Below are 19,026 nucleotides of genomic sequence, written 5' to 3' on the forward strand. Positions count from 1 at the left end.
GACGCTTTCCACGGCCAAAAGGAGTTCGCGACAGAGAGGACAGCATGGAACGGAGAAAATACGCCCCCAGAGTCTGACGGCCCTTATGGTCAGCAAGGACCTTGCCGCTAATGAGACCAAGGCGCGTGCGTAACCCCATCACGGCCACGGCCCGCGAGCCGATCAACAGGCCGGATACATATGAGCGATTTCCGAAGTCGTGCCAAATTCTCAATTGCGAACAGCAGCCGACACATACAAAAGGGCCGAGAAAGGCAGGGCGGGTCAAGAATACCTCGCGCTCATATCCCATGCCACCAAACCAAGCGGACGCAGGGGCAATGGATGAGATCTTCAAAAAGCGGCGGGCTGACTGCCCTTTGCCCGAAAGGTGTAAGGCGAACCCGCACCGGTTGCAACTGCCGATGGCCGCACTGCAAACGGGCCGCGCATGGGTCAGAACAACCCTTCGTGCGGCGACTGGCTTACCATCTGCCGTGCGCGCATACAAAAACGGGGGCAGCATGCGCTACCCCCGTCTTCAGATCGTATCAACCAAACCGAAGTTCAGGCGAGTGCGAGATTCGTCGCGGACTCGCGGCCATTACGGTCGGTTTCCAGATCGAAGGTCACAGCCTGACCATCATCCAACTGGCGGATGCCAGCACGTTCCAGCGCGCTCACATGGACGAAAACGTCCTTGGAACCTTGCGCCGGAGCGATAAAACCAAAACCTTTAGTTGCGTTGAACCATTTCACGGTGCCATTGGCCATCGTGTTGTCTCCTAGATATTTACCATCCACTTGATTGCGATGGCCCGGCTCAGTGTCGTCAGAATCGCAACTGAAGCCGTAAGGAAACAGGAGGTCGAAAGAAGAAGCTTTGCCCAGACCGTATAACTGTCTTTGCGAATCTTTACAAGCGTTATCAACATCGCAGCCATCCGAGGGCTTTGTCCGCGCGCAGTCACCATCTGCAAGCACCTCATCCCGCAGTTGCTCTGCATCCGGCAACTCTTGCAGGTGTTCCATGCCAAAGGCAGCCAGAAATGCATCGGTGGTCACACAGCTATAGGGCGTGGCGGGTGGGGGCCGGGTCAGCCGCTCTACTAACAACGGCAGCAGATGCGATCAGCCCAAAGCCTGCGCAGCTTTGCAAAATCGATCACGTGTTTGGTGCCGGTAGCTAATCATCAAGCCCACAGGGGACTCAATAACCGGATCGCGGTCAGTCACAGACCAAAACAGCCGTGAGAGAAATTCATGGGCCATTTCAAGTCACAAAGACAACCACAACGTTTCGTTGTCGCCCATGACCAGATTGACGCGCTCTTCTAACCCTGCCTCGCCGCCACATCTAATCGTAATCACCACGTTTGTGCAGACGAATTCTAACCACGGCAGTGCTATGCCCCTTAACTGACGCCATGACTCGGAAAACGTCGCGTAGCGCACCTGCCATCAAACAACTTGGCAATGCTAAATCCGCCCATGGCCTAGTCAAAGATCGAAGCGATCTCTCCTTCATCCAGCAGCTTCCACTGACCGGAGGCCATGCCATCAGGCAACGATAAGCCGCCCAGATGTTCGCGGTGCAATGCGTCAACGTGGTTGCCGGTGGCAGCGAACATGCGGCGCACCTGATGGTATCGGCCCTCGGTCACCGTTAGCAGGGCTTCGGTTTGCGAGACAACGTCAAGCCTGGCAGGAGCCAACGGCTTGTCCTCGCCCTCCAGCATCAAATGGCCTGAGGCGAACAAGTCGCCCTCGGTGCCAGCGAGCGGACGGGCCAGCTTGGCGCGATAGGTCTTCTTGACGTGGCGCTTTGGGCTGATGATACGGTGCAGCAGGTTGCCATCATCGGTCAGCAGCAAAAGCCCAGACGTCTGCTTATCCAAACGGCCGATGGTCGAGATTGCCGGATCGCGTCGCCTCCACCGATGGGGCAGGATGTCATAGACCAGCGGTCCGTCTTCCTTGTGCGAACAGGTCATCCCCAATGGCTTGTTCAAAAGGATGACGACGCCGACGAGTGGATCGAGCGCCTCGCCGTTTATCTTCATGCGCGCTGGCAAATCCGCAGTGACAGGAATGCGTTTGGTGACGTCCATAAGGTCGGCCGCGTCCAGAGTTATACCGCCAGCCTTGGCCAGTCGCGCCATTTCGTTGCGTGAGCCATAGCCCATCGAGGACAGGAGCTTGTCAACGCGAGAGGTTGGAGCCTTGACCATCACTGCAATTTCCCAAAGTTGCCCGTACTGCCCACGCGTCGACTGCGCAAAAGACCCTGACCCGAGCCACACCTCAGGCGTTTAGCGCCATGGGTTTATCGCCGCAAGGCAGCCATTTGATCGCAGCCTTTCATCATTTGCCCGTCATGTGGATTGTTCTTTGGCCATGACAAGCAGGCTGAGCGTGTTCAGACGATTGTTGTGGCGTCTCTGCACAGCATTCAAGGCACACAAAGTCGCGTTGACGCTTCCGGTGCCCGTCTTACGCTTACCAAAGGCTGCTGCGTCCCGCGTGCGATTTCATCAATGTGCATTGGTCCTTCAATCTCGATCATCTAGATAATTGGATCGCCAATCTGTCCCATAGGTGATTGTCCGTCGTAGAATGATTTGGAACAGCCTCGCTGATTTTGGAGCGGAAGGCTGGGGCTCATCGGGTTCAGGTTATGCTGCTTGACGCTGATGGTTCAAGCGGCAGTTTTGGATGGTTTGGTGTTTGATGCGCCTCCTTTCAGCCAGGATGGTTTCGCCACGGCCAAAATAGACGTCGGCTGGAGTGAGGTTGCCGATGCTCTCGTGGTAGCGGTGGTTGTTGTAGTGGTCGATGAAGGCGGTGATGGCAGCTTCGAGTTCACCTTCGAAGAAGTAGTTTTCGAGCAAGATGCGGTTCTTCAGGGTCTGGTGCCAGCGTTCCGTTGCCCGGCAGCGGTTTGTCTTCAAACCGCGAGAGGGGATTTTGCCTTGAGTTTGCGGATGCATCGGAGCGCCGCGAACATGTTTCATGCCCTTGTCCTCGAGGTATTCCGCCAGATCGCCAGCGATATAGGATGAGCCATTGTCGCCGAGCAGGTGGGGTTTGTGCAGAACCTTGGCGCTGTCGCAGCATGATGCGGCAAGGGCGAGGTCGAGCGTGTCGGTAACATCCTCGGCCCGCATGTTGCCTCAGAGTTTCAAGCCGATGACGTAGCGCGAGAAGTCGTCGAGGATCATGGACAGGTAAAACCAGCCCCAACCGATGACTTTCTGGTAGGTAAAATCAGTCTGCTGTTGCCCGGCAGGTGATGCGTTGCATCACCGAGAGGGCCCGGTCATGTTTTTTTTGAGCAGACGGTTTTCAAGGCTGAGATCGGCCACCAGTTCCTTAAGTGCCAAAGCCTCGGCGCGCAGATCCTTCACCTCGCCTGTATTTGCCTGGCGGGCCGTGTCACTGGCCAGCCGCTTCTTGCCAGCCTCAAGAAGCTCCTTGGACCAGCTGTAATACAGGCTTTGGGCAATCCCTTCGTTGCGGCATAGCTCGGCAATACTGTCCTCACCACGAAGGCCGGAAAGCACGATCCGGATCTTCTCCTCGGAGGAATGCAATTTGCGCCCCTCTCATCGATTCTGCGTATCGATTGCCGGGCAACGGTACGCGCGCCGGATGTCCTTCACAACCTGCTCAGCAGGCACCTTCGTCGTCACGGGTTTCTTCATCATCTTTAACTCTAACTGGGGTAAAGATGAGCCGCAAACCCTCCGCTACGCAATCATGCTTAACGTTCCATGGGCGCTGACGTCAGACAACTAGTGATGACAGTAACGGGGATCGTGGTCAGGTCAGACATCTTGAGACTCTATCGGGGGAAGGCGGGCAAGGCATTGCTTGCGGAAAATCACAGGACGGTCGCGCCAAGGTACCAGACCGTCGGATGTGCCTGCAAAAAGCGCGGCCCCGCGCAGGATTTCAGAAGAATCTGCATCGGTCATCCGTCCATAAACATAAGACCAGCCCCCCGACTTGGTCAGCGCAATTGCGCAACCGTGATCGCAAGCAGACAGGCATTCCACCGCGCGGATCTGGACACCATCGGGCAAGAGCGCTTCGGTCAAGGTCGCGTACAGTTGCGCGCCGGGACAAGCCTGACCTTCGGCAACGGGTTGACCTGCGCGACACGTTTTACAGACATGCAATGTGGTGGCCATGCTATCCCTTCAGTTTTGTAGACAAACGGGGAATGGCCGACGGCAGTGGCGTGAACGCCCTATCCGAAGGTCACGGAACACCCCGTCCGTGCAATTCAGTCTGGACGCTGGCAGGTCTCCCGGCTTGCGGATATCGGGGTTTTCACCCCGGCGCCCTGTCCTCCTTCCCGATCCTGCGATCAGTGGCTTGGACAGACCTTTCCGGTCACGGTCGCGGGGGCGGCTGCGCTTGGTATTCTGACCGGAAGAGTCAGAAAACCTGTCACATTCCCTTTTCACCAGTCTTACGACAGGCACCAACGCTAGTCTGTCTGCAATGACAGAGGCACGGGCGAAGTCAAGGAAAAGGGCGAAAGAATGACTGACCCCACTGACATTTCCGTGCCAACAGAAAATGCAGACCTGGCCCGTCATGCCGCGAAGATGGCCAAGAAAAAAGCCGCCCGCGATCGGATGGTGGCTGGAAAAGCGGAAGAAAAGGGTCTGATCATCGTTCACACCGGGGCGGGCAAGGGTAAGTCATCGTCGGGGTTCGGGATGATCTTGCGCCGCATCGCACACGGAATGCCTTGTGCGGTCGTACAGTTCATAAAGGGCGCATGGGACACTGGGGAACGTCGCCTGATCGAGGCCAATTTTGCCGATATGTGCCAGTTTCATGCGATGGGCGAAGGGTTTACCTGGGAAACTCAGGACAAGGCTCGCGACATCGCCGCTGCCCGCAAGGGGTGGGGAAAAGTCCAAAGAGTTGATCCGCGATCCAAACATCCGTTTTGTGCTGGTGGATGAAATCAATATCGCCTTGCGCTATGATTATTTGGATCAGGACGAGGTGCTGGCAATTCTTCGCGACGAAAAGCCCCCGCTGACCCATGTGTGCCTGACCGGACGCAACGCCAAAGAGGCGCGGATCGAGGCGGTCGATCTGGTGACCGAGATGACGTTGCTAGAGCACCCGTTCCGATCAGGTATCAAGGGCCAGCCCGGCGTAGAGTTTTAGGCCCGCAATGCCCGCTTTGATGATTCAGGGCTGTGGCTCGAATGTTGGAAAGTCGATGCTGGTGGAGGGCTTGTGCCGGGCTGCAATGCGGCGCGGGCTGACGGTTGCCCCGTTCAAGCCGCAAAACATGTCGAACAACGCAGCCGTCACGGTGGATGGCGGCGAAATTGGCCGCGCGCAGGCCCTGCAGGCGCTAGCTTGTGGATTGGCCCCCGTGACCGATATGAACCCGGTGCCGCTAAAACTGGAATCCGAGGTGGGGTCGCAAGTGGTGGTGCAGGGGCGGCGCGTGGCGACCGTCAAGGCACGCGACTATGCTGCGCTGAAGCCGAGCCTGATGGTCCCGGTTCTGGAAAGTTTTCACCGGCTGGCTGGTGCACATGATCTGGTGATCTGGCGTTTTTGCGCGCGCAGGGCCGGGACATTGACCTTGCCGCACATGTGCGGCGGGGCGGGCATGTTTTGGGCATCTGTGGCGGCTATCAGATGTTGGGCCGCATCGTGGCAGACCCCGAAGGAATTGAGGGGCCAGCGGGGCAGACACCCGGTCTGGGCCATCTGGATATTCAAACCGTGATGACGCCCGATAAGCGGCTGGCCCGGGTGCAGGCGGTTCATGTGGAAACTGCTTTGGCGGTGGACGGTTATGAAGTCCATATTGGCCGCACATCAGGACTTGATTGCGTTCGCCCCTTTGCCCGTGTCGAAGGTCACGACGAAGGCGCGATCAGCGCCGACGGGCGAATCGTGGGCAGCTATCTGCACGGGTTGTTCACATCTGATGCGTCTCGCGCAAAATATCTGGCGCGCCTTGGCATTGCGGCCGCCCATCGGTCGCATGGGGCCACGGTTGAGGCTGCTCTGGACGCGCTGGCCGACCATGTTGAGACATATATTGACGTGGCAGGGCTATTAGCCTGCGCGCGGTGAAGGTTGATCTTTCATGGCGGCCTCCAGCCGAAGCCATTCCGCCTCAGCTCCAGGCAGGCCAAGCCTGATCCAGTTGAACGACCACGGGAAAATTCGACTCCAGATACGGTGGCTGGCCAAATGATCTTGCGCGGCCTTGGCATCGGGCGTGTGATACAACCGAAACAGAGAGGTGCCGCCTTGCAAGGTCCAGCCAGCATGGGCCGCTAAAGCATCGCAGCGGGTCGCATCTTCCGCCAGTTGCGCGCGCATGGTTTCCGCCCAATGCGCGTCGTCCAAAGCCACCGCTCCGATGTGCAGCCCGGAACCGGACACTGGCCACGGCCCGGCCATTTCGGCCAGCCGCGCAATGGTTGGTTCGGCGCCAAAGGCAAAGCCCAGACGTAAGCCTGCCAGCCCGTAGAACTTGCCGAAAGATCGCAGCACAAGCACATTTTCGGGCAGCGCATGGGGTAAAAGCGACAATGCGGGCGTGGCGTCGGCAAAGCTTTCGTCCACGACAAGAAACCCGACCTTTGCCGCCAGCCCCAGCAGGGAATTGGGCAACCAAGTTCGCCCGTCGGGGTTGTTTGGGTTAACCAAAACGGCCAGATCGGCCCCTTCAAGTGCCGCAAGATCCGCAGACTCGGTCACCTTCCAGCCCCGCGCCTTCAGGCTGGCGGCATGTTCGTTATAGGTCGGGGTAAGCACGCGCGCCTGTCCGCTTTTGCGCAGCAATGGAACCAACTGGATGGCGGCCTGAGCGCCGGCCAGCGCCACCGCCTTTGTGGCGGGCGCTACGTGCCAGGCCCTTTGTGCTGTGACGATCAGGCGTTCCTGTTCCGTTTTGGTGGGTAACGATGCCCAGGCTGAATGCGGCAAACACGGCAGGGCATAGGGACGTCGGTTGATGCCAGTGGAGAGGTCTATCCAGCCCTCGCCGCCATGTCGAGCCATCGCCATATCAAGATTTCCGCCATGATCGCGCATTACTTCACCGTATCCACCCATGAGCCGGGCCTGTGTCCCCGCCTGTGCTTTGTTCCTGAACGCCGTAGAACCCAGCCTCACACAGGGCAGCGGCGCCATGGATGGGCAACGATCCGGGCGCAAAGATCAAGGCCCGGGCCGCGCCGGAATGGGACGTGGCCCAGCCAAGTGCGCCAAGCTCGCGCGCAACCGCGTCTGTCGGGTCATCTGTTGGCCCGCGACGGGCCAGACAACGCCGCGCACTTTCTTGGGAAAGGGCGACGAAGTCGGGCAAGCTTTTCGCCTCGGACCATGCCACAACCAGATCGGAGATATCGTCGTAGTCCTGATCGGCCGGATCAGTGGGCAATGCTGGCCCGACAAATCCGGTCAACAGATGCGCCCTTGGCGCAGGGGGCAAGCGGCGCAGCACGGTTCCGTTCCGCGATGCCCAAAGCAACCGGTCCGACACGGGATACATCAATGGGTCACTTGCCCCTTCGGTGGCGATGCAAGCCCGAGCCAACTGCGCGGGTGAGCCGCAGAACCCAGCAAGTCGGGCAATTGCAATCAGCGTGGCCGTGCTGGCCCCAGTGCCAAGACCCGGTGGAAAGGCCAAGCTAATTTCGTATGCGCCCCGAACAGGCAGATTGAGCGTCTGCAAGAACCGCATCAGCCGCAAGCTGGAAACGGGGAACGTCGGCAAAGTGCCAAGCGTCTTGACCAACAAACGTGCCGAAGGTCGCACCTTTGCCGTTAGGTTCAACCTGTCCGGCAGCAAGGTCACAAGTGCGACTGGCCCCAGTGGACCTATGCGCCCTTGCAGCCATTCGCCAAAATGGCATGGCTGGCGCAAGATTGCGCATTTGGGCTGACGTGCGCGCGTGGCGGTCATCCGACGTTCAGATCTGCTGCCGAAGGCCACCGATCTTGGAACACCAGATCTTCAATGGCAAGTCGTTGACGCCAACCCTTGATCTCCAGTTCCGGGGCCTCATACAGGGCATCAACATAGCCAAGGCAAAGATAGGCAACAGGAACAACGGTTTCTGGCAGCCGAAGAATGTGGCGCAGGTCTGCATCATTGAAAATGCTGACCCAGCCAACACCCACCCCTTCTGACCGTGCGGCCAGCCACAGATTTTGCACCGCGCATACGGTGGAATACAGGTCCATGTCGCGGTTGTGGGTGCGGCCCAGAACGACCTCTCCGCCGCGGGCGCGGTCACAGGTGATGCACAGGTTGACAGGCGCATCGGTAATTCCCTGTAGCTTCAACGAGGAATAAAGCGGCTGGCGGTTATCAGGGAACATCTTAACGGCTTCGGCGTTTGCAGTGTCAAACGCCTGTTGTACCTCGGCCTTCACGCCAGGGTTGCGGATGACGACAAAGTTCCACGGCTGCATAAAGCCCACTGAAGGTGCGTGATGGGCCGCCGTCAGAAGGCGCTGCAAGACCGGGGCTTCAACTGGCCGTTGGGTGAACTCGCTGCGGACATCGCGGCGGGTGAAGATCGCGCGGTAAACTGCTGCGCGTTCGTCTGCGGCGAAGGGACCGGCGTGCTTCAGATGAGGCGATGGATCATACATGACAAAACCCCTGTCGTTGGAAACAAGGGTTCCGTCGGCCTTCGGCACCCCCGGTTTCGTCTGGCCGGTCTTCTGACTTGGCTTCTTTCGGACCCACACCTTCCCAGCCTTGGCAAGCCAGTGGCAACTGCGACCCCGTCCACCTTACAGCGTTGGGCACGTCACGGATTTGCACCGTGTTCCCGATTATCCCGCCGCACCGCGACAAGCACCAGACGCATCTGGCCTAATGCTTTGGTCAGCGTTTCGCAATGGACTCGTGCAAAGGGAATGCGTGTGTGCTGCGGGATACGGCATCGCCATTACTGTTATATTATAACTTTATTCGTGCTATGTGTCAGAAGAGTCTGCGATGTCATTTCGCGGGGACGTCTGGTCGGAATGCGGCTTGACCCGGCGTGCAAGCGGCGGCAGCTTGCGCGTTGATGGTTCCCGGCCAAACCACGTGCGGTCGGGTGAAAAGGGAATACGGTGTGGTGTAGGCAAAAGCCGCCAATTCCGTGACTGCCCCCGCAACTGTAAGCGGCGAGCGACCCCCGATGCCACTGGCCGAATGGCTGGGAAGGCGGGGCAAGCCCAGACCCGCGAGTCAGGAGACCTGCAATCGAAGTCAGTATTCACCGGGCGGGGTGCCCCGGAAGGAGTCTTCGATGGACGATACATTGCGGCTGCCAGTGGCGACGCCATCCGATTGGGTTGTGCAATTCGCGCTGCATCAGAGTCTGGTTTGCAGGTCATGCAAGCACGATGGGTTGATCTGCGAACACGGCTTTGACCTGTTGCGGCGGTGTTGGTGGTGAACCGCGAGGGGGCGATCCAATGACCGCCGTTGAATTGACCGCCGTGTGCTGAGGGCCTAAGGGGCGACCGGATATCCTGTCCAAGATCAGCTTTGCCGTGCCGCATGGCCGACCGCGCCATTGGCACATTATCGGGCGGTGAGCGTCAGCGGGTGATGGTCGCCCGCGCGCTGGCGCAGCAGCCGCGCGTGATCGTGCTGGACGAACCCACCAATCACCTCGACATCCGTCACCAGATGGAACTGCTGGCGCTGCTCAAGAGCCTTGGCCTTACGGTGATCGCTACGTTGCATGACCTGACCCTGGCCGCTGAATTTGCTGAACGCGTGCTGATCCTGCGCGATGGCCGCATCCTTGCCGATGGCCCGCCCGATCAGGCCTTGTCAGAAATCACCCTCGCCGACGCCTTTCAAGTGAAGGCGCGCATCGACCGCACGAGGCCAAGCCCCCGCTTTTCCTTTCAACTTTGACCCAAGGGCACTCATATGATCCGTCTTTCGCTACTGGCCTTGCTATTTTCTGCCACCACCGCAGCATCCTTTCCGGTGACAGTAAAAAGTTGTGGCCACGAGGTGACCTTTGATACCGCCCCAACCAAGGCCATTTCAAACGATGTGAACCTGACCGAAATGATGCTTGTCCTTGGCCTGCGCGACAACCTGATCGGCTATACCGGCATCTCGGGATGGAAGACGCTGGATGAGCAAATGCGCGCAGGCATTGCCGAACTGCCGGAACTGTCTGCCAACCCAACAAGGAAGTGCTGGCCGGGGCCGAGCCGGACTTTTTCTCCGCCGGCTGGAATTACGGCATGAAGGTTGGCGGCGAGGTCACGCCCGAAACGCTGGAGCCACTTGGCATCAGGACTTATGAGTTGATTGAAAGCTGCATCCACATCGGCCCCAAGTCCAAGACCAGTATGGATGATATGTATGCAGATATCCTGAACCTTGGGAAAATCTTTGGAGTCGAGACCAAGGCGCAGGACTTGGTCACAGGCTGGCAGACACGTCTGGCCGAGTTGACTAAGGGCGTAGACCGCACTGCCCCCTTGCGCGTTTTTATCTATGACAGTGGTGAAGAGGCCCCCTTCACAGCCGGGGCCTTTGCGATGCCCACCGCCCTGATCGAGGCGGCGGGATGCACCAACATCATGAACGATCTAGAGAAAAGCTGGGCTGAGATCGGCTGGGAGCCGGTTGTGGAACGCACCCGCAGGTCGTGGTGATCGTCAATTATGGCGACGTGACCGCCGAGCAAAAGATCACATTTATGAAAGAGCACCCCGCCTTTGCCAATATCGACGCCGTGAAGAACGACCGTTTCGTCGTGCTGGACTATGTCGAGGCCACACCGGGCCCCCGCAACATCGAGGCGGTGGAAAAGCTGGTCGGCGGGTTCTTGGGCAACTGAACCATGGGTGAGGCAACCGCCTTTCCTTCGCGGGCCCGCCGTGCCGGAACTGCAAGCGGCATAATCCTGATGTCGGCGCTGGTGCTACTGGTCTCAAACATCGTAGCCGTGGCGGTGGGTGCGGTGGCGATCCCGCTTGGCACGGTCTGGGGTGTGGCGCTGGACCGCATCATGCCCGGAATTGTGACCCCGGACTGGAGTTCAGGCCACGCCAGCATCGTGTGGGAAATCCGCTTTCCCCGCGTGATGCTGGCCGGGCTGGTGGGGGCGGGCTTGGGCCTTGTTGGCGCAATTGCCGCGCTGTTGCACACCGGGCTGTTCCTTGGCCTTTTGACCGTGCCACTGATGGCTTCTGTCGGTGCACTGGTGGCCACGGTATTGGTGCTGGGGGTGGCGCAACTGGCCGGAAATAGCAGTGCCGACCGGCTGGTGCTAGCAGGGGTGGCGGTCAGCTTTGTCATCATGGCCTGCGCCAACATATTGATCTTTTTAGGCGATCCGCGCAGCACGCATACGGTGGAGTTCTGGATGCTGGGTGGGCTCGGGCTTGCGCAGTGGAGCCATCTTCTCTGGCCGCTGGCCGTGCTGATCCCCTGTGGAATCTGGCTTTGGGCACAGGCTGGGCGGCTGAACGCCATGAGCCTCGGGGAAGAGACTGCCGCCAGCCTTGGGATAGAGGTCGGTCGCTTCCGCCTGACCGTCTTTGTTGCTGCGGCGCTGATCACTGGGGTGATGGTGGCATTTTCGGGCCTGATCGGTTTTGTCGGGCTGATGATGCCACATCTGGTTCGGCTGGTGGTGGGGGGCGACGCTGCCCGTGTGTTGCCCGGATCGGCCCTGACAGGGGCGGTATTTTTGATCTGGGCCGATGCAATTGCACGCATCGTGTTGGCACCAGAGGACATTCCCATCGGCGTCGTCACCGGCTTGATCGGTGGGGTCTTTTTCATCTGGATGATGGCTCGAAGGCAATAAGCGACGGGGGTAGATGCACTGCAGTGTTGCGGACTGGCATAAAGGCCAGATCATCTATCACTCCTTGACCCTGATCTGCATCGCAGGCGGCGGCCACACCTTTCTGATGGCGACGCTGGATGAACTTCCGGCCGCCTTCAGCGAGTGAGCCGTGCACGACCGGCACGGGTATTCCTCATCAGCCTAAATCACGCGGATGACCCGGAGCTTCATGCTGTACCAGCTGGGGCAAGAATACATAACCACCGCGCGGGCATCCGCGACATCGAACGGGTGTATGACATGTATCCGCACGAGATTTCGGGCGGCATGCCTCCGGCCAAGGTAAGCAATCCGTCCGATGCCACACTGCCTGCAATGCCGCCAAAGTGCCAAAGCCGCGCGGCACGCCCGGTGGGCACCCAAGCACCGACGCTGTCACCATCATGGGGCAAAGGCACTCTCCGGTGTCAGGTGTGGGTGGATTGCTTGCGCAACCGGCGCAGGTGCCAGCGATAAATCACCGGGGCCAGCACATGATCATAAGCTGCACTCGCGATCTGCCGGATCCCCGGCAAGCCTATGATCCTGCCCAGGAAACGATAGCGCGGCATCTGCGCCCAAAGCACCAGAAAGGCCGGAATGCCCGATGCTAGCTGGCCGTCATGCAGCACATAAAGCCGCCGTGCCGCCGTATCGGCATCGAGCCCCCACTGGTCCCGCGCATCGGTGTTCAGATCATCAAACCGGATTGGTAGGCCCGCTTTGCCCGCATAGCGCGCGTAATGCCCGATTTCAAAATTACACACCGGGCAGTTGGCGTTGTACAGAACGGATGTCTTGGCGCTGTTTTCCATTTTCGACAGATAGGACAACCGTGCGTGAAGTCCAACCGGCTGCGCCTTGGCTGTAACTTCCCATGTGCCCGCGCCGAGCTGGCTTGTTCGCCCTGTGGATCGTTTACCTTTTTAGGTTGGGTTTCCGTCAGATCTGGTGTGACTTCAGAACAATCTTCAGCCCTCCGAACGAAATCCCGCGGCTCAGGATGCTGAAGCCAGGCTTCGGTTCGAGGTGTGCGTTTCGTCGTCCAACCCATCCAAAGGGCAGGTCAAGGCCGATCCAGGCTCTTGTCCATGACTATTGCCGCAACACTTTGCAAAATGATGCCGTTGGTGTTGATATCGGAATTGTTAGACGTTGGCATGCCGGTTTCAACGAAAATGCATGACGCAAACCCGAACTGTTCCCTTGCCTTTTCGCGGACGTATCGGAGCAATCGGCTGCTGTGAGGATGTTCGATGACCGCAGCCCACAGGTAGGCGGCTTTGCAGCTTATGGCCAACTGGCTTTGGTCTGCGCTTGTATCAATACTCTTGCCATCCTTATCGACCAGAATCCGCCACGGCTGTTCACTTTCACCCAGTTGCAGCCCTTGGTAGGTAAACCAAGGTGATCGGTTGATTGGCGTTTCTGAGGGGCAAAGCAGACGGCCATCTTGTTGGTATTGAATCAGCATGGCCGTAAACAGCGTATCGGCAAGATAGCCAGACGCGACGTCAAGGCCATGGTCAAGCGCCTGAAGAAGCGCGGGTTCGGTTCCGAACGGGCCCAGTTGCGACAGGGTTGAAAGAAAAGCCATCTTCTGGTCGGCCGAATAGCGTTCGGTAAATCCGGCATAGGGCGTTGATGTTGCAATTCCCCATGTCGCCATCCCTCGGGCCGAGTAGTCAGTATATTGCGAGCCATCTGCCGGAACCAGAGTCCCCCGCACTATGGAGTGCAGGCTCCCATTCACCACCACGCCTGCCAGATCCCAGGTCGCGACCAGCGCCTTGATTTCGGTTTGATCTGCATAGGGATGCTGGGCAAGGTTTGCGAGGGAGGCAAGCAGGCGCCCGGTATCCGACGCGTTGAAGTTGCGTGTCGTCCTGCCCGTCCCGACAATCACCTCTTCGGGCGGGAGGAGGAGGCCAAGAATCTTGCGGCCTTTGATATTGCGCAGCACGGCCTGAGTCCGTGCCGTGAACCCGTCTTTGTCAATCAAACCCAAGTCGGCTGCGGCGATCAGCGCGTTGATGTGACTGCCGATATCCCAATTGGTCAGGCGATCATATTGGCTTGCATTGCTACCAGATCCGCTGAAGGCGGCCAAGCATAACCCGGTCCGTCTGTCGGTATGGCGTTCGAAGTAACTCCAGGCTGCCTGCGCGTCCTGCATCAGTAAAGTGCGATCAGCCTGCGATACTTTCCCGCTACGACGCAGAAAAGACGGCGATACCACTTCAGTTTTCTGGAAGGTGGGCAGCAGCGGATCGGGTGGCATGACTGTCGCGACAAGATCGGCAAGCGATGTGATATTGGTCACGCCATTGCCGTCAAGCTGCAGCAGTGCGCGCAAAACCGAAAGGCGCTGGGCCTGAGTTGTGACGCCCGCCGGGTGGATCAGGACAACCCCGTCATCAAGTGGACCAAGCGCGCGCGCAAGCGCACCTTCTTGCAGCGGCTCAGCTACGTCTAAGGTCAGCGGCATATGCAGGTTGCCCGCGTCATCCAGACCGCGCCACGCCGAGTTGGTCCTGCCGAGTATGACGGTGATGCCCGGACTTGGTGTTGTGGCAGTTTCTGTAGGGGGGGCGTATGGCAAATGGACTGGCATCGGCTCTTTGGTGCCAGTGACCCGGAAGCCGACACTTGCCGCGTCCAGCCCTGCATGGGGTGGGGCGCTCGTGCTGTGGGCAATCCCTGCATTCTTTAGCATGGCGACGAATTCGGCGATGCCTGCAGCAGCTGTTGGCCAGCCAGAAGGTGCATTGCACAGATGCAGTGCGATCTTTCGGCCAAACGTGGTGCCGTCTCTGACAAGGATGTCGCGGGCCTGCGTCAGCGTTCCCTTGCCGCGAAGCTCTTTTTCTGACGCGGCACGCGCGAACCGGGCTGCGGCAATGGAAAGGGACTGAACACTGGGAACCGCGAAATCCGTAGCGGAGAACACGAGCACATTATGGCTTTGCGGTTCAGGTGGGTCCAGAAGCTGGTCTGCTGACTCCAGAAAACTAACACGCCGCCCACCGGAAACGGTCAGCACGTTCGAGGGCGAAACGCGGTTGCGCAAAGGCAATACCGAGACTTGCGGCAAGGACAGGATCGTTCGCACCCCCGCAGACCGGAGTCCGTCCAGATTGACACGTTGCGCCCCACCCCGGCAGGCCAATGTGCTGATCCGCCGACCAGCGCGGATATGTTGGGTAAGATCGAGCGTTTCGACCAGTTGGATAAGCGCAAGGCTAGCGAGCCTTGCCTGAAAATACGGCCGCTGGCCTTCAAGATCAGGAACAAATGGCGCCACTTCGATCAGACCAGGATAATCGGTCCAGACCCGCCGGAGCAAGACCGCGCGCGGATCATCGGGCATCAGCGGTGCATCGGTCGAAATGGCCGGATCAATCACGCAGACGCAAGGCACTGCCTGTGTCAACAGCGCATCCAGCACCGCTTCCAGCCCAGCCAGAGACGTTTCAGCCCCGATGTCAGAAAGGACAACCACTGTGTCTGTCCCCTCGCGGTCTCTGGCAAAGGAAAACGCACTGATGGGTGCAAGCGTGCATGCCGATGCCGAGATCGATGTCAAAAATGTCCGCCGTTTCACTCCGGCAGCCCTTTCATTGCCTTTGTTTGACCCATGCCGTGCCGCGTCAGCTTGTCCCAACCTGTAAGCCGCCCGCTGATGGCCGAAATGACCGCGCGGAGTGCCGAGACGTAGATGAGTTGGCGGTAAAACAGGTTCTGCAAGGGCCAGACCCATAGCAGCCTCATGCTTTCGCGGCGATCGAACCGGAACGCGGCAAGGATCATCAAAATGTCAGCCAGCGGCAACAGGATATAGCCCAGCATCATTGCGCGCGATGTGTTTGAAAGATCTGGTGCCTGACCGGCAATCACATCGGCAAGGACCCCGAACAGCAGGGTAAAGAAAATCACGTCCACCAAAGGCGCAAGGAACGGCAGCACATAGCCAAAAATGATCAGATCAGCGAGCGAGGCGAGCCGCAGCGACGGCGATTCCCGGAAAATGCCCTTGTGCTTCCACAGGGCCTGCAGGATGCCCGTGTTCCACCGAAGCCGTTGAGCGAGAAGCGACCGCACATCGGCAGGTGCTTCGGTTCGGCCTGTTGCACGCTCTGCATAGGCGATTGTGTAACCGTTGCGCAGCATCCACATGGTCAGGTCTGTGTCTTCGGTCAGCGTCTCATTTGACAGCATCCCAATGTCGCGCACTGCCTCGACCCGCCAAGCCCCCAGCGCCCCGGGAACCACGATGATACCATTTATATGATCCTGCGCACGGCGTCCGATATTCTGCGTCGTAAAATATTCCAGCGCCTGCAACCGGGTCAGAATGTTGCGCTTGTTGCCGACAAGAATGGTCCCCGCCACCGCACCAACCCGAGAGTCGACAAAGGGCTGCACCAGATGGAACACGGCATCAGGGGCGATTTCGGTGTCTGCGTCCATGCAGACGGCAATCTCGCTTTCCATTGCCTCGTAAGCAGCGTTCAGCGCCATCCACTTGCCTTGGTTCGGTTGTGTGAGGATGGTGACAGCAGGGTGGATGCCATAGGCCCTGCGCACCAGCCGAAGCGTGTCGTCGGTCGACCCGTCATCGACGACGATTACCCGCAGGTTCGGATAGGACGAGGCAAGCGCGGTCCGAATACTGCTCAGGATGACCAGGCTTTCATTGAATGCAGGGATGACTATCGTGACAGACGGCAGCACCCGCAGGCGGCTTTCGCCGGGTGTTTCGCGGCGATGTGCAAGGAAAAGGTAGATCAGGGATCGGGCCATACCCGAGATCAAGACCAGCCAGAACACCCAGTATATCAGTTGCGTAAGGCCCATGATCGCGCCGAAAGACGCCGAGTCAAAGCCCGATAGACTGACATTTGTTGCAGGCATCAGTGCTGCTGTGGTTGTGCCTAGTATCTCGGCCAGAGGCACGATCTGATAGCCGCGGTCACGCAACGCCTTTACCAGTGGACCGATTGCTTCGGCAGTATTCATTCCTTTGCTGCGCCCGTCATGCAGCACGATAACATTGCCGTAACCAAGGTCGAGGTCACCGATCACTCGATCGACGATCTGTTCGGCGGATATTCCGTCCCAGTCCGGTGGCGCGATGTCGCTGCCGGCCACGATATACCCGCGTTCTGCGACGGTCCCGAATACTCTTGCTTCACGCCCATCGAATGGGCCGTCACCGCGAACATAGGGGGGGCGGAAAACACGCATGTCATGTCCCGTGATGCCTGCAACCAGCCGATTCGTGGCACTGAGTTCGACCTGCATGCGCCAAGGCTCGATCTCGCCCAGCTTTGGATGTGTGAAGGTGTGGGTTCCGACAAGATGCCCCTCCTGAACCATCCGCCGTACCAGTTCAGGGTATTTAAGAACCGCGTTGCCCACCACAAAGAAGGCTGCGGGCGCATCTGCAGCTTTCAGGGCATCGAGAATTTCGGTTGTAGCGTCCAGACTTGGCCCATCGTCAAATGTCAGCGCGACCTGCACGCCGTTGCCGCGACCGAATTTCTGCATCACGGCAGGCTGTGGCAATACGGTCCAGTTTTGATCAATGATCTTACCGCTATCCGGATCTTTTCTGATCAGTCGCTGCCCGGTCCGGGGGGGCGTCGACCACTGGTAGAACGACCCTTGGCCCTTGAACTGAACCTTATCGGACAAAGACGTGTTTTGCAGGTCTTGCGCGAGGTCACGCCGATCGGTGTCGAACCCGGCAAGCACGGCCCATACCGCAGGATCTTCTTGTCCGAGGTCTGAGAGCCCGATCTGCGCTATGCCCATTTCTTCAAGGTCAATCAGACTGTTATGTGCCGAGGCGGCATCAAGAAACCAGATCTGGTGGCGCAACCCGTCCGTGTCGACGAACCGACTGTAAGAATTGCGGGCGTTCTGCGCAAACTCCACCTTACCGCCTGCGGCGTCGATCCGCACCATCGCCTCGGCAAAGGAAATCGTTTCTGGCTTGGTCTGACCCGATACCCAATCAACAGCCATGAGTCCCAGTGCAGGAACGAACTTTTTTGGACCGACTGTCTTTGAAATCTGGAACGCCGTTTCAAGGAACCTGTCGTCGGGTGAAAGCGGTCGGGGGGCTGATCCAATCCAGGGGGAGCCGAACATTTTGACGATCACATAGTCCGAGGCAGAAGCGATTCCGGGTCGTTGCCAAAGATCGGATTCGGCTGTCAGAATGGTGCAAAGCTGGCTTCCGGTAAGCTGAAAATCGCGCTGGAGGTCCTTCAGCAATGCCTCGACCCCTGAAAGATCCGCGGTCGCCGGAAAGTCGAGCGTCAGACAGACGCCGGCAGCCTTGACCGCCGCTATCGCCGTGCCCACCTCGTCTACCAGTCGGGCCCGGAAATCCGCAGCGCCCAGCCGGTTCAGAAAATCTGTGCGATCTGCTTTGTGGGAAAGCGAAATGGCCGGCAACAAAAGCGGCGCCGCTACATTTGAACCAAAAATCGGTGCGATTGCTGCGATCAGGTCGGGATCGAGAGAAACCGACGTCAGCCCCGGCGCGTCACCGCCGATTTCAAACCAGTCGGGCACCAGAACGTCGACTTCGGCGCAATTGTCGACAAATGATCGGAAAGCACCGACGGGCGTGTTCGGCAACATCGCAAAGACCGACAAGGGGCGGCGTTGCTGTGCATTTGCAAGAGCCGAACCGGGTGCCACCACGGCAGGTTTGCACGTGTTGATTACAGGTGCGGCGCGTGCGTGATCATGCGGCTGATAGTTTGCACCTGTCGCAGGCAAACGGCCGGACGCCGGACCTGCAAGCACCTCGATCATCTGCGCATCTGGTGCGCTGCTAACCTGAGTGGTTCGTGCAGGCGCGAAATCGTTGACCGGCAGTTCCGGAACATATTTCATCAGGCTCACAGAAAACAACGCCACCCAGACTATGGATGCCAGGGCGGTTACAAGCGCCCATCGGCGCATGATCAGGCGCCGCCGACCGCTGTTGTCCAGAAATATGGGACGTTCGGCCTTCGGTTTGGATTTGAAACTAAACTCTTCAAATCCCATAGGATTTTGTCCATATTCGACAAGACATTATTTTGTATTGACTTTCGGGAAATTACCGCTGCCAGATCGTGAATGTTGTGATTTTGCGCGGGCATACTAATAAAAAAGC

General features: G+C 58.7%; 14 protein-coding genes, 4 pseudogenes and 3 riboswitches. Of the genes and pseudogenes, 7 read left to right on the forward strand and 11 right to left on the reverse strand.

Annotated elements, in window-relative coordinates:
• The 5 genes and pseudogenes from Q8K08_RS09535 to Q8K08_RS09560 form a co-directional block, all read right to left on the reverse strand.
• On the reverse strand, positions 1-505 hold a 505-nt coding region (locus Q8K08_RS09535; RefSeq protein WP_305249926.1), incomplete at its 3' end, for a hypothetical protein.
• Between the two features lie 41 nt (positions 506-546).
• The gene (locus Q8K08_RS09540) at positions 547-753 is read right to left on the reverse strand and encodes a cold-shock protein (protein ID WP_304801638.1); all 207 of its coding nucleotides are present in this window, start codon (positions 751-753) and stop codon (positions 547-549) included.
• A gap of 722 nt (positions 754-1,475) precedes the next feature.
• On the reverse strand, positions 1,476-2,210 hold the full coding sequence (locus tag Q8K08_RS09550; RefSeq protein WP_305249927.1) for a 16S rRNA pseudouridine(516) synthase: 735 nt from the start codon (positions 2,208-2,210) through the stop codon (positions 1,476-1,478).
• 444 nt (positions 2,211-2,654) lie between these two features.
• Positions 2,655-3,686 (reverse strand): annotated as a pseudogene (locus tag Q8K08_RS09555) (DDE-type integrase/transposase/recombinase).
• A 120-nt stretch (positions 3,687-3,806) separates the two neighbouring features.
• On the reverse strand, positions 3,807-4,172 hold the full coding sequence (locus Q8K08_RS09560) for a DUF1636 domain-containing protein (protein WP_304801636.1): 366 nt from the start codon (positions 4,170-4,172) through the stop codon (positions 3,807-3,809).
• Positions 4,173-4,263: 91 nt separating this feature from the next.
• Positions 4,264-4,488: riboswitch (cobalamin riboswitch) on the reverse strand.
• 41 nt (positions 4,489-4,529) lie between these two features.
• Here Q8K08_RS09560 and cobO point away from each other — a divergent pair.
• Together cobO and Q8K08_RS09570 are read left to right on the forward strand one after the other, a co-directional pair.
• Positions 4,530-5,172 (forward strand): annotated as a pseudogene (gene cobO / locus Q8K08_RS09565) (cob(I)yrinic acid a,c-diamide adenosyltransferase).
• Between the two features lie 7 nt (positions 5,173-5,179).
• Positions 5,180-6,102, forward strand: a pseudogene (locus Q8K08_RS09570) (hypothetical protein).
• Here the strand turns inward: Q8K08_RS09570 and cobD are convergent.
• From cobD to bluB, 3 genes are read right to left on the reverse strand one after another with little or no spacing between them, the layout of a single operon-like run.
• On the reverse strand, positions 6,085-7,071 hold the full coding sequence (gene cobD / locus Q8K08_RS09575) for a threonine-phosphate decarboxylase CobD (protein WP_305249940.1): 987 nt from the start codon (positions 7,069-7,071) through the stop codon (positions 6,085-6,087). The pseudogene Q8K08_RS09570 and the gene cobD overlap by 18 nt on opposite strands.
• 4 nt (positions 7,072-7,075) lie before the next feature.
• On the reverse strand, positions 7,076-7,945 hold the full coding sequence (locus Q8K08_RS09580) for a propanediol utilization protein (RefSeq protein ID WP_304799287.1): 870 nt from the start codon (positions 7,943-7,945) through the stop codon (positions 7,076-7,078).
• On the reverse strand, positions 7,942-8,640 hold the full coding sequence (bluB, locus tag Q8K08_RS09585) for a 5,6-dimethylbenzimidazole synthase (RefSeq protein WP_305249928.1): 699 nt from the start codon (positions 8,638-8,640) through the stop codon (positions 7,942-7,944). The genes Q8K08_RS09580 and bluB overlap by 4 nt, the downstream gene beginning before the upstream one ends.
• A gap of 44 nt (positions 8,641-8,684) precedes the next feature.
• Positions 8,685-8,871: riboswitch (cobalamin riboswitch) on the reverse strand.
• Positions 8,872-9,049: 178 nt separating this feature from the next.
• Positions 9,050-9,261: riboswitch (cobalamin riboswitch) on the forward strand.
• A 29-nt stretch (positions 9,262-9,290) separates the two neighbouring features.
• Between bluB and Q8K08_RS09590 the strand changes: the two genes are divergently transcribed.
• The 5 genes and pseudogenes from Q8K08_RS09590 to Q8K08_RS09610 all read left to right on the forward strand — a co-directional run bounded on the left by Q8K08_RS09590 (position 9,291) and on the right by Q8K08_RS09610 (position 11,976).
• Positions 9,291-9,440, forward strand: coding sequence for a hypothetical protein (locus tag Q8K08_RS09590; RefSeq protein WP_305249929.1), 150 nt, complete (start codon positions 9,291-9,293; stop codon positions 9,438-9,440).
• A gap of 104 nt (positions 9,441-9,544) precedes the next feature.
• Complete coding sequence (locus Q8K08_RS09595; protein ID WP_304804476.1) at positions 9,545-9,910, forward strand: ABC transporter ATP-binding protein; 366 nt, start codon at positions 9,545-9,547, stop codon at positions 9,908-9,910.
• Positions 9,911-9,925: 15 nt separating this feature from the next.
• Positions 9,926-10,853: pseudogene (locus tag Q8K08_RS09600) on the forward strand (ABC transporter substrate-binding protein).
• A gap of 3 nt (positions 10,854-10,856) precedes the next feature.
• Complete coding sequence (locus Q8K08_RS09605; protein WP_305249930.1) at positions 10,857-11,828, forward strand: iron ABC transporter permease; 972 nt, start codon at positions 10,857-10,859, stop codon at positions 11,826-11,828.
• A gap of 13 nt (positions 11,829-11,841) precedes the next feature.
• Positions 11,842-11,976, forward strand: coding sequence for a hypothetical protein (locus tag Q8K08_RS09610; protein WP_304803750.1), 135 nt, complete (start codon positions 11,842-11,844; stop codon positions 11,974-11,976).
• Between the two features lie 301 nt (positions 11,977-12,277).
• On the opposite strand, the gene Q8K08_RS09615 is transcribed toward Q8K08_RS09610, so the two are convergent.
• From Q8K08_RS09615 to Q8K08_RS09625, 3 genes are all read right to left on the reverse strand, one after another.
• Positions 12,278-12,664, reverse strand: a complete 387-nt coding sequence (locus tag Q8K08_RS09615; RefSeq protein WP_304803748.1) for a thiol-disulfide oxidoreductase DCC family protein — start codon at positions 12,662-12,664, stop codon at positions 12,278-12,280.
• A gap of 251 nt (positions 12,665-12,915) precedes the next feature.
• Positions 12,916-15,351: a DUF3131 domain-containing protein gene (locus Q8K08_RS09620; protein WP_305249931.1), complete on the reverse strand. Its 2,436-nt coding sequence runs from the start codon at positions 15,349-15,351 to the stop codon at positions 12,916-12,918.
• Between the two features lie 98 nt (positions 15,352-15,449).
• Entirely contained in the window at positions 15,450-18,830 is a 3,381-nt protein-coding gene (locus tag Q8K08_RS09625) for a glycosyltransferase (RefSeq protein ID WP_305249932.1), read from the reverse strand.
• Positions 18,831-19,026: the final 196 nt, after the last annotated feature.

The sequence above is a fragment of the Pseudotabrizicola sp. genome (genome assembly GCF_030684215.1).
GTDB lineage: Bacteria > Pseudomonadota > Alphaproteobacteria > Rhodobacterales > Rhodobacteraceae > Pseudotabrizicola.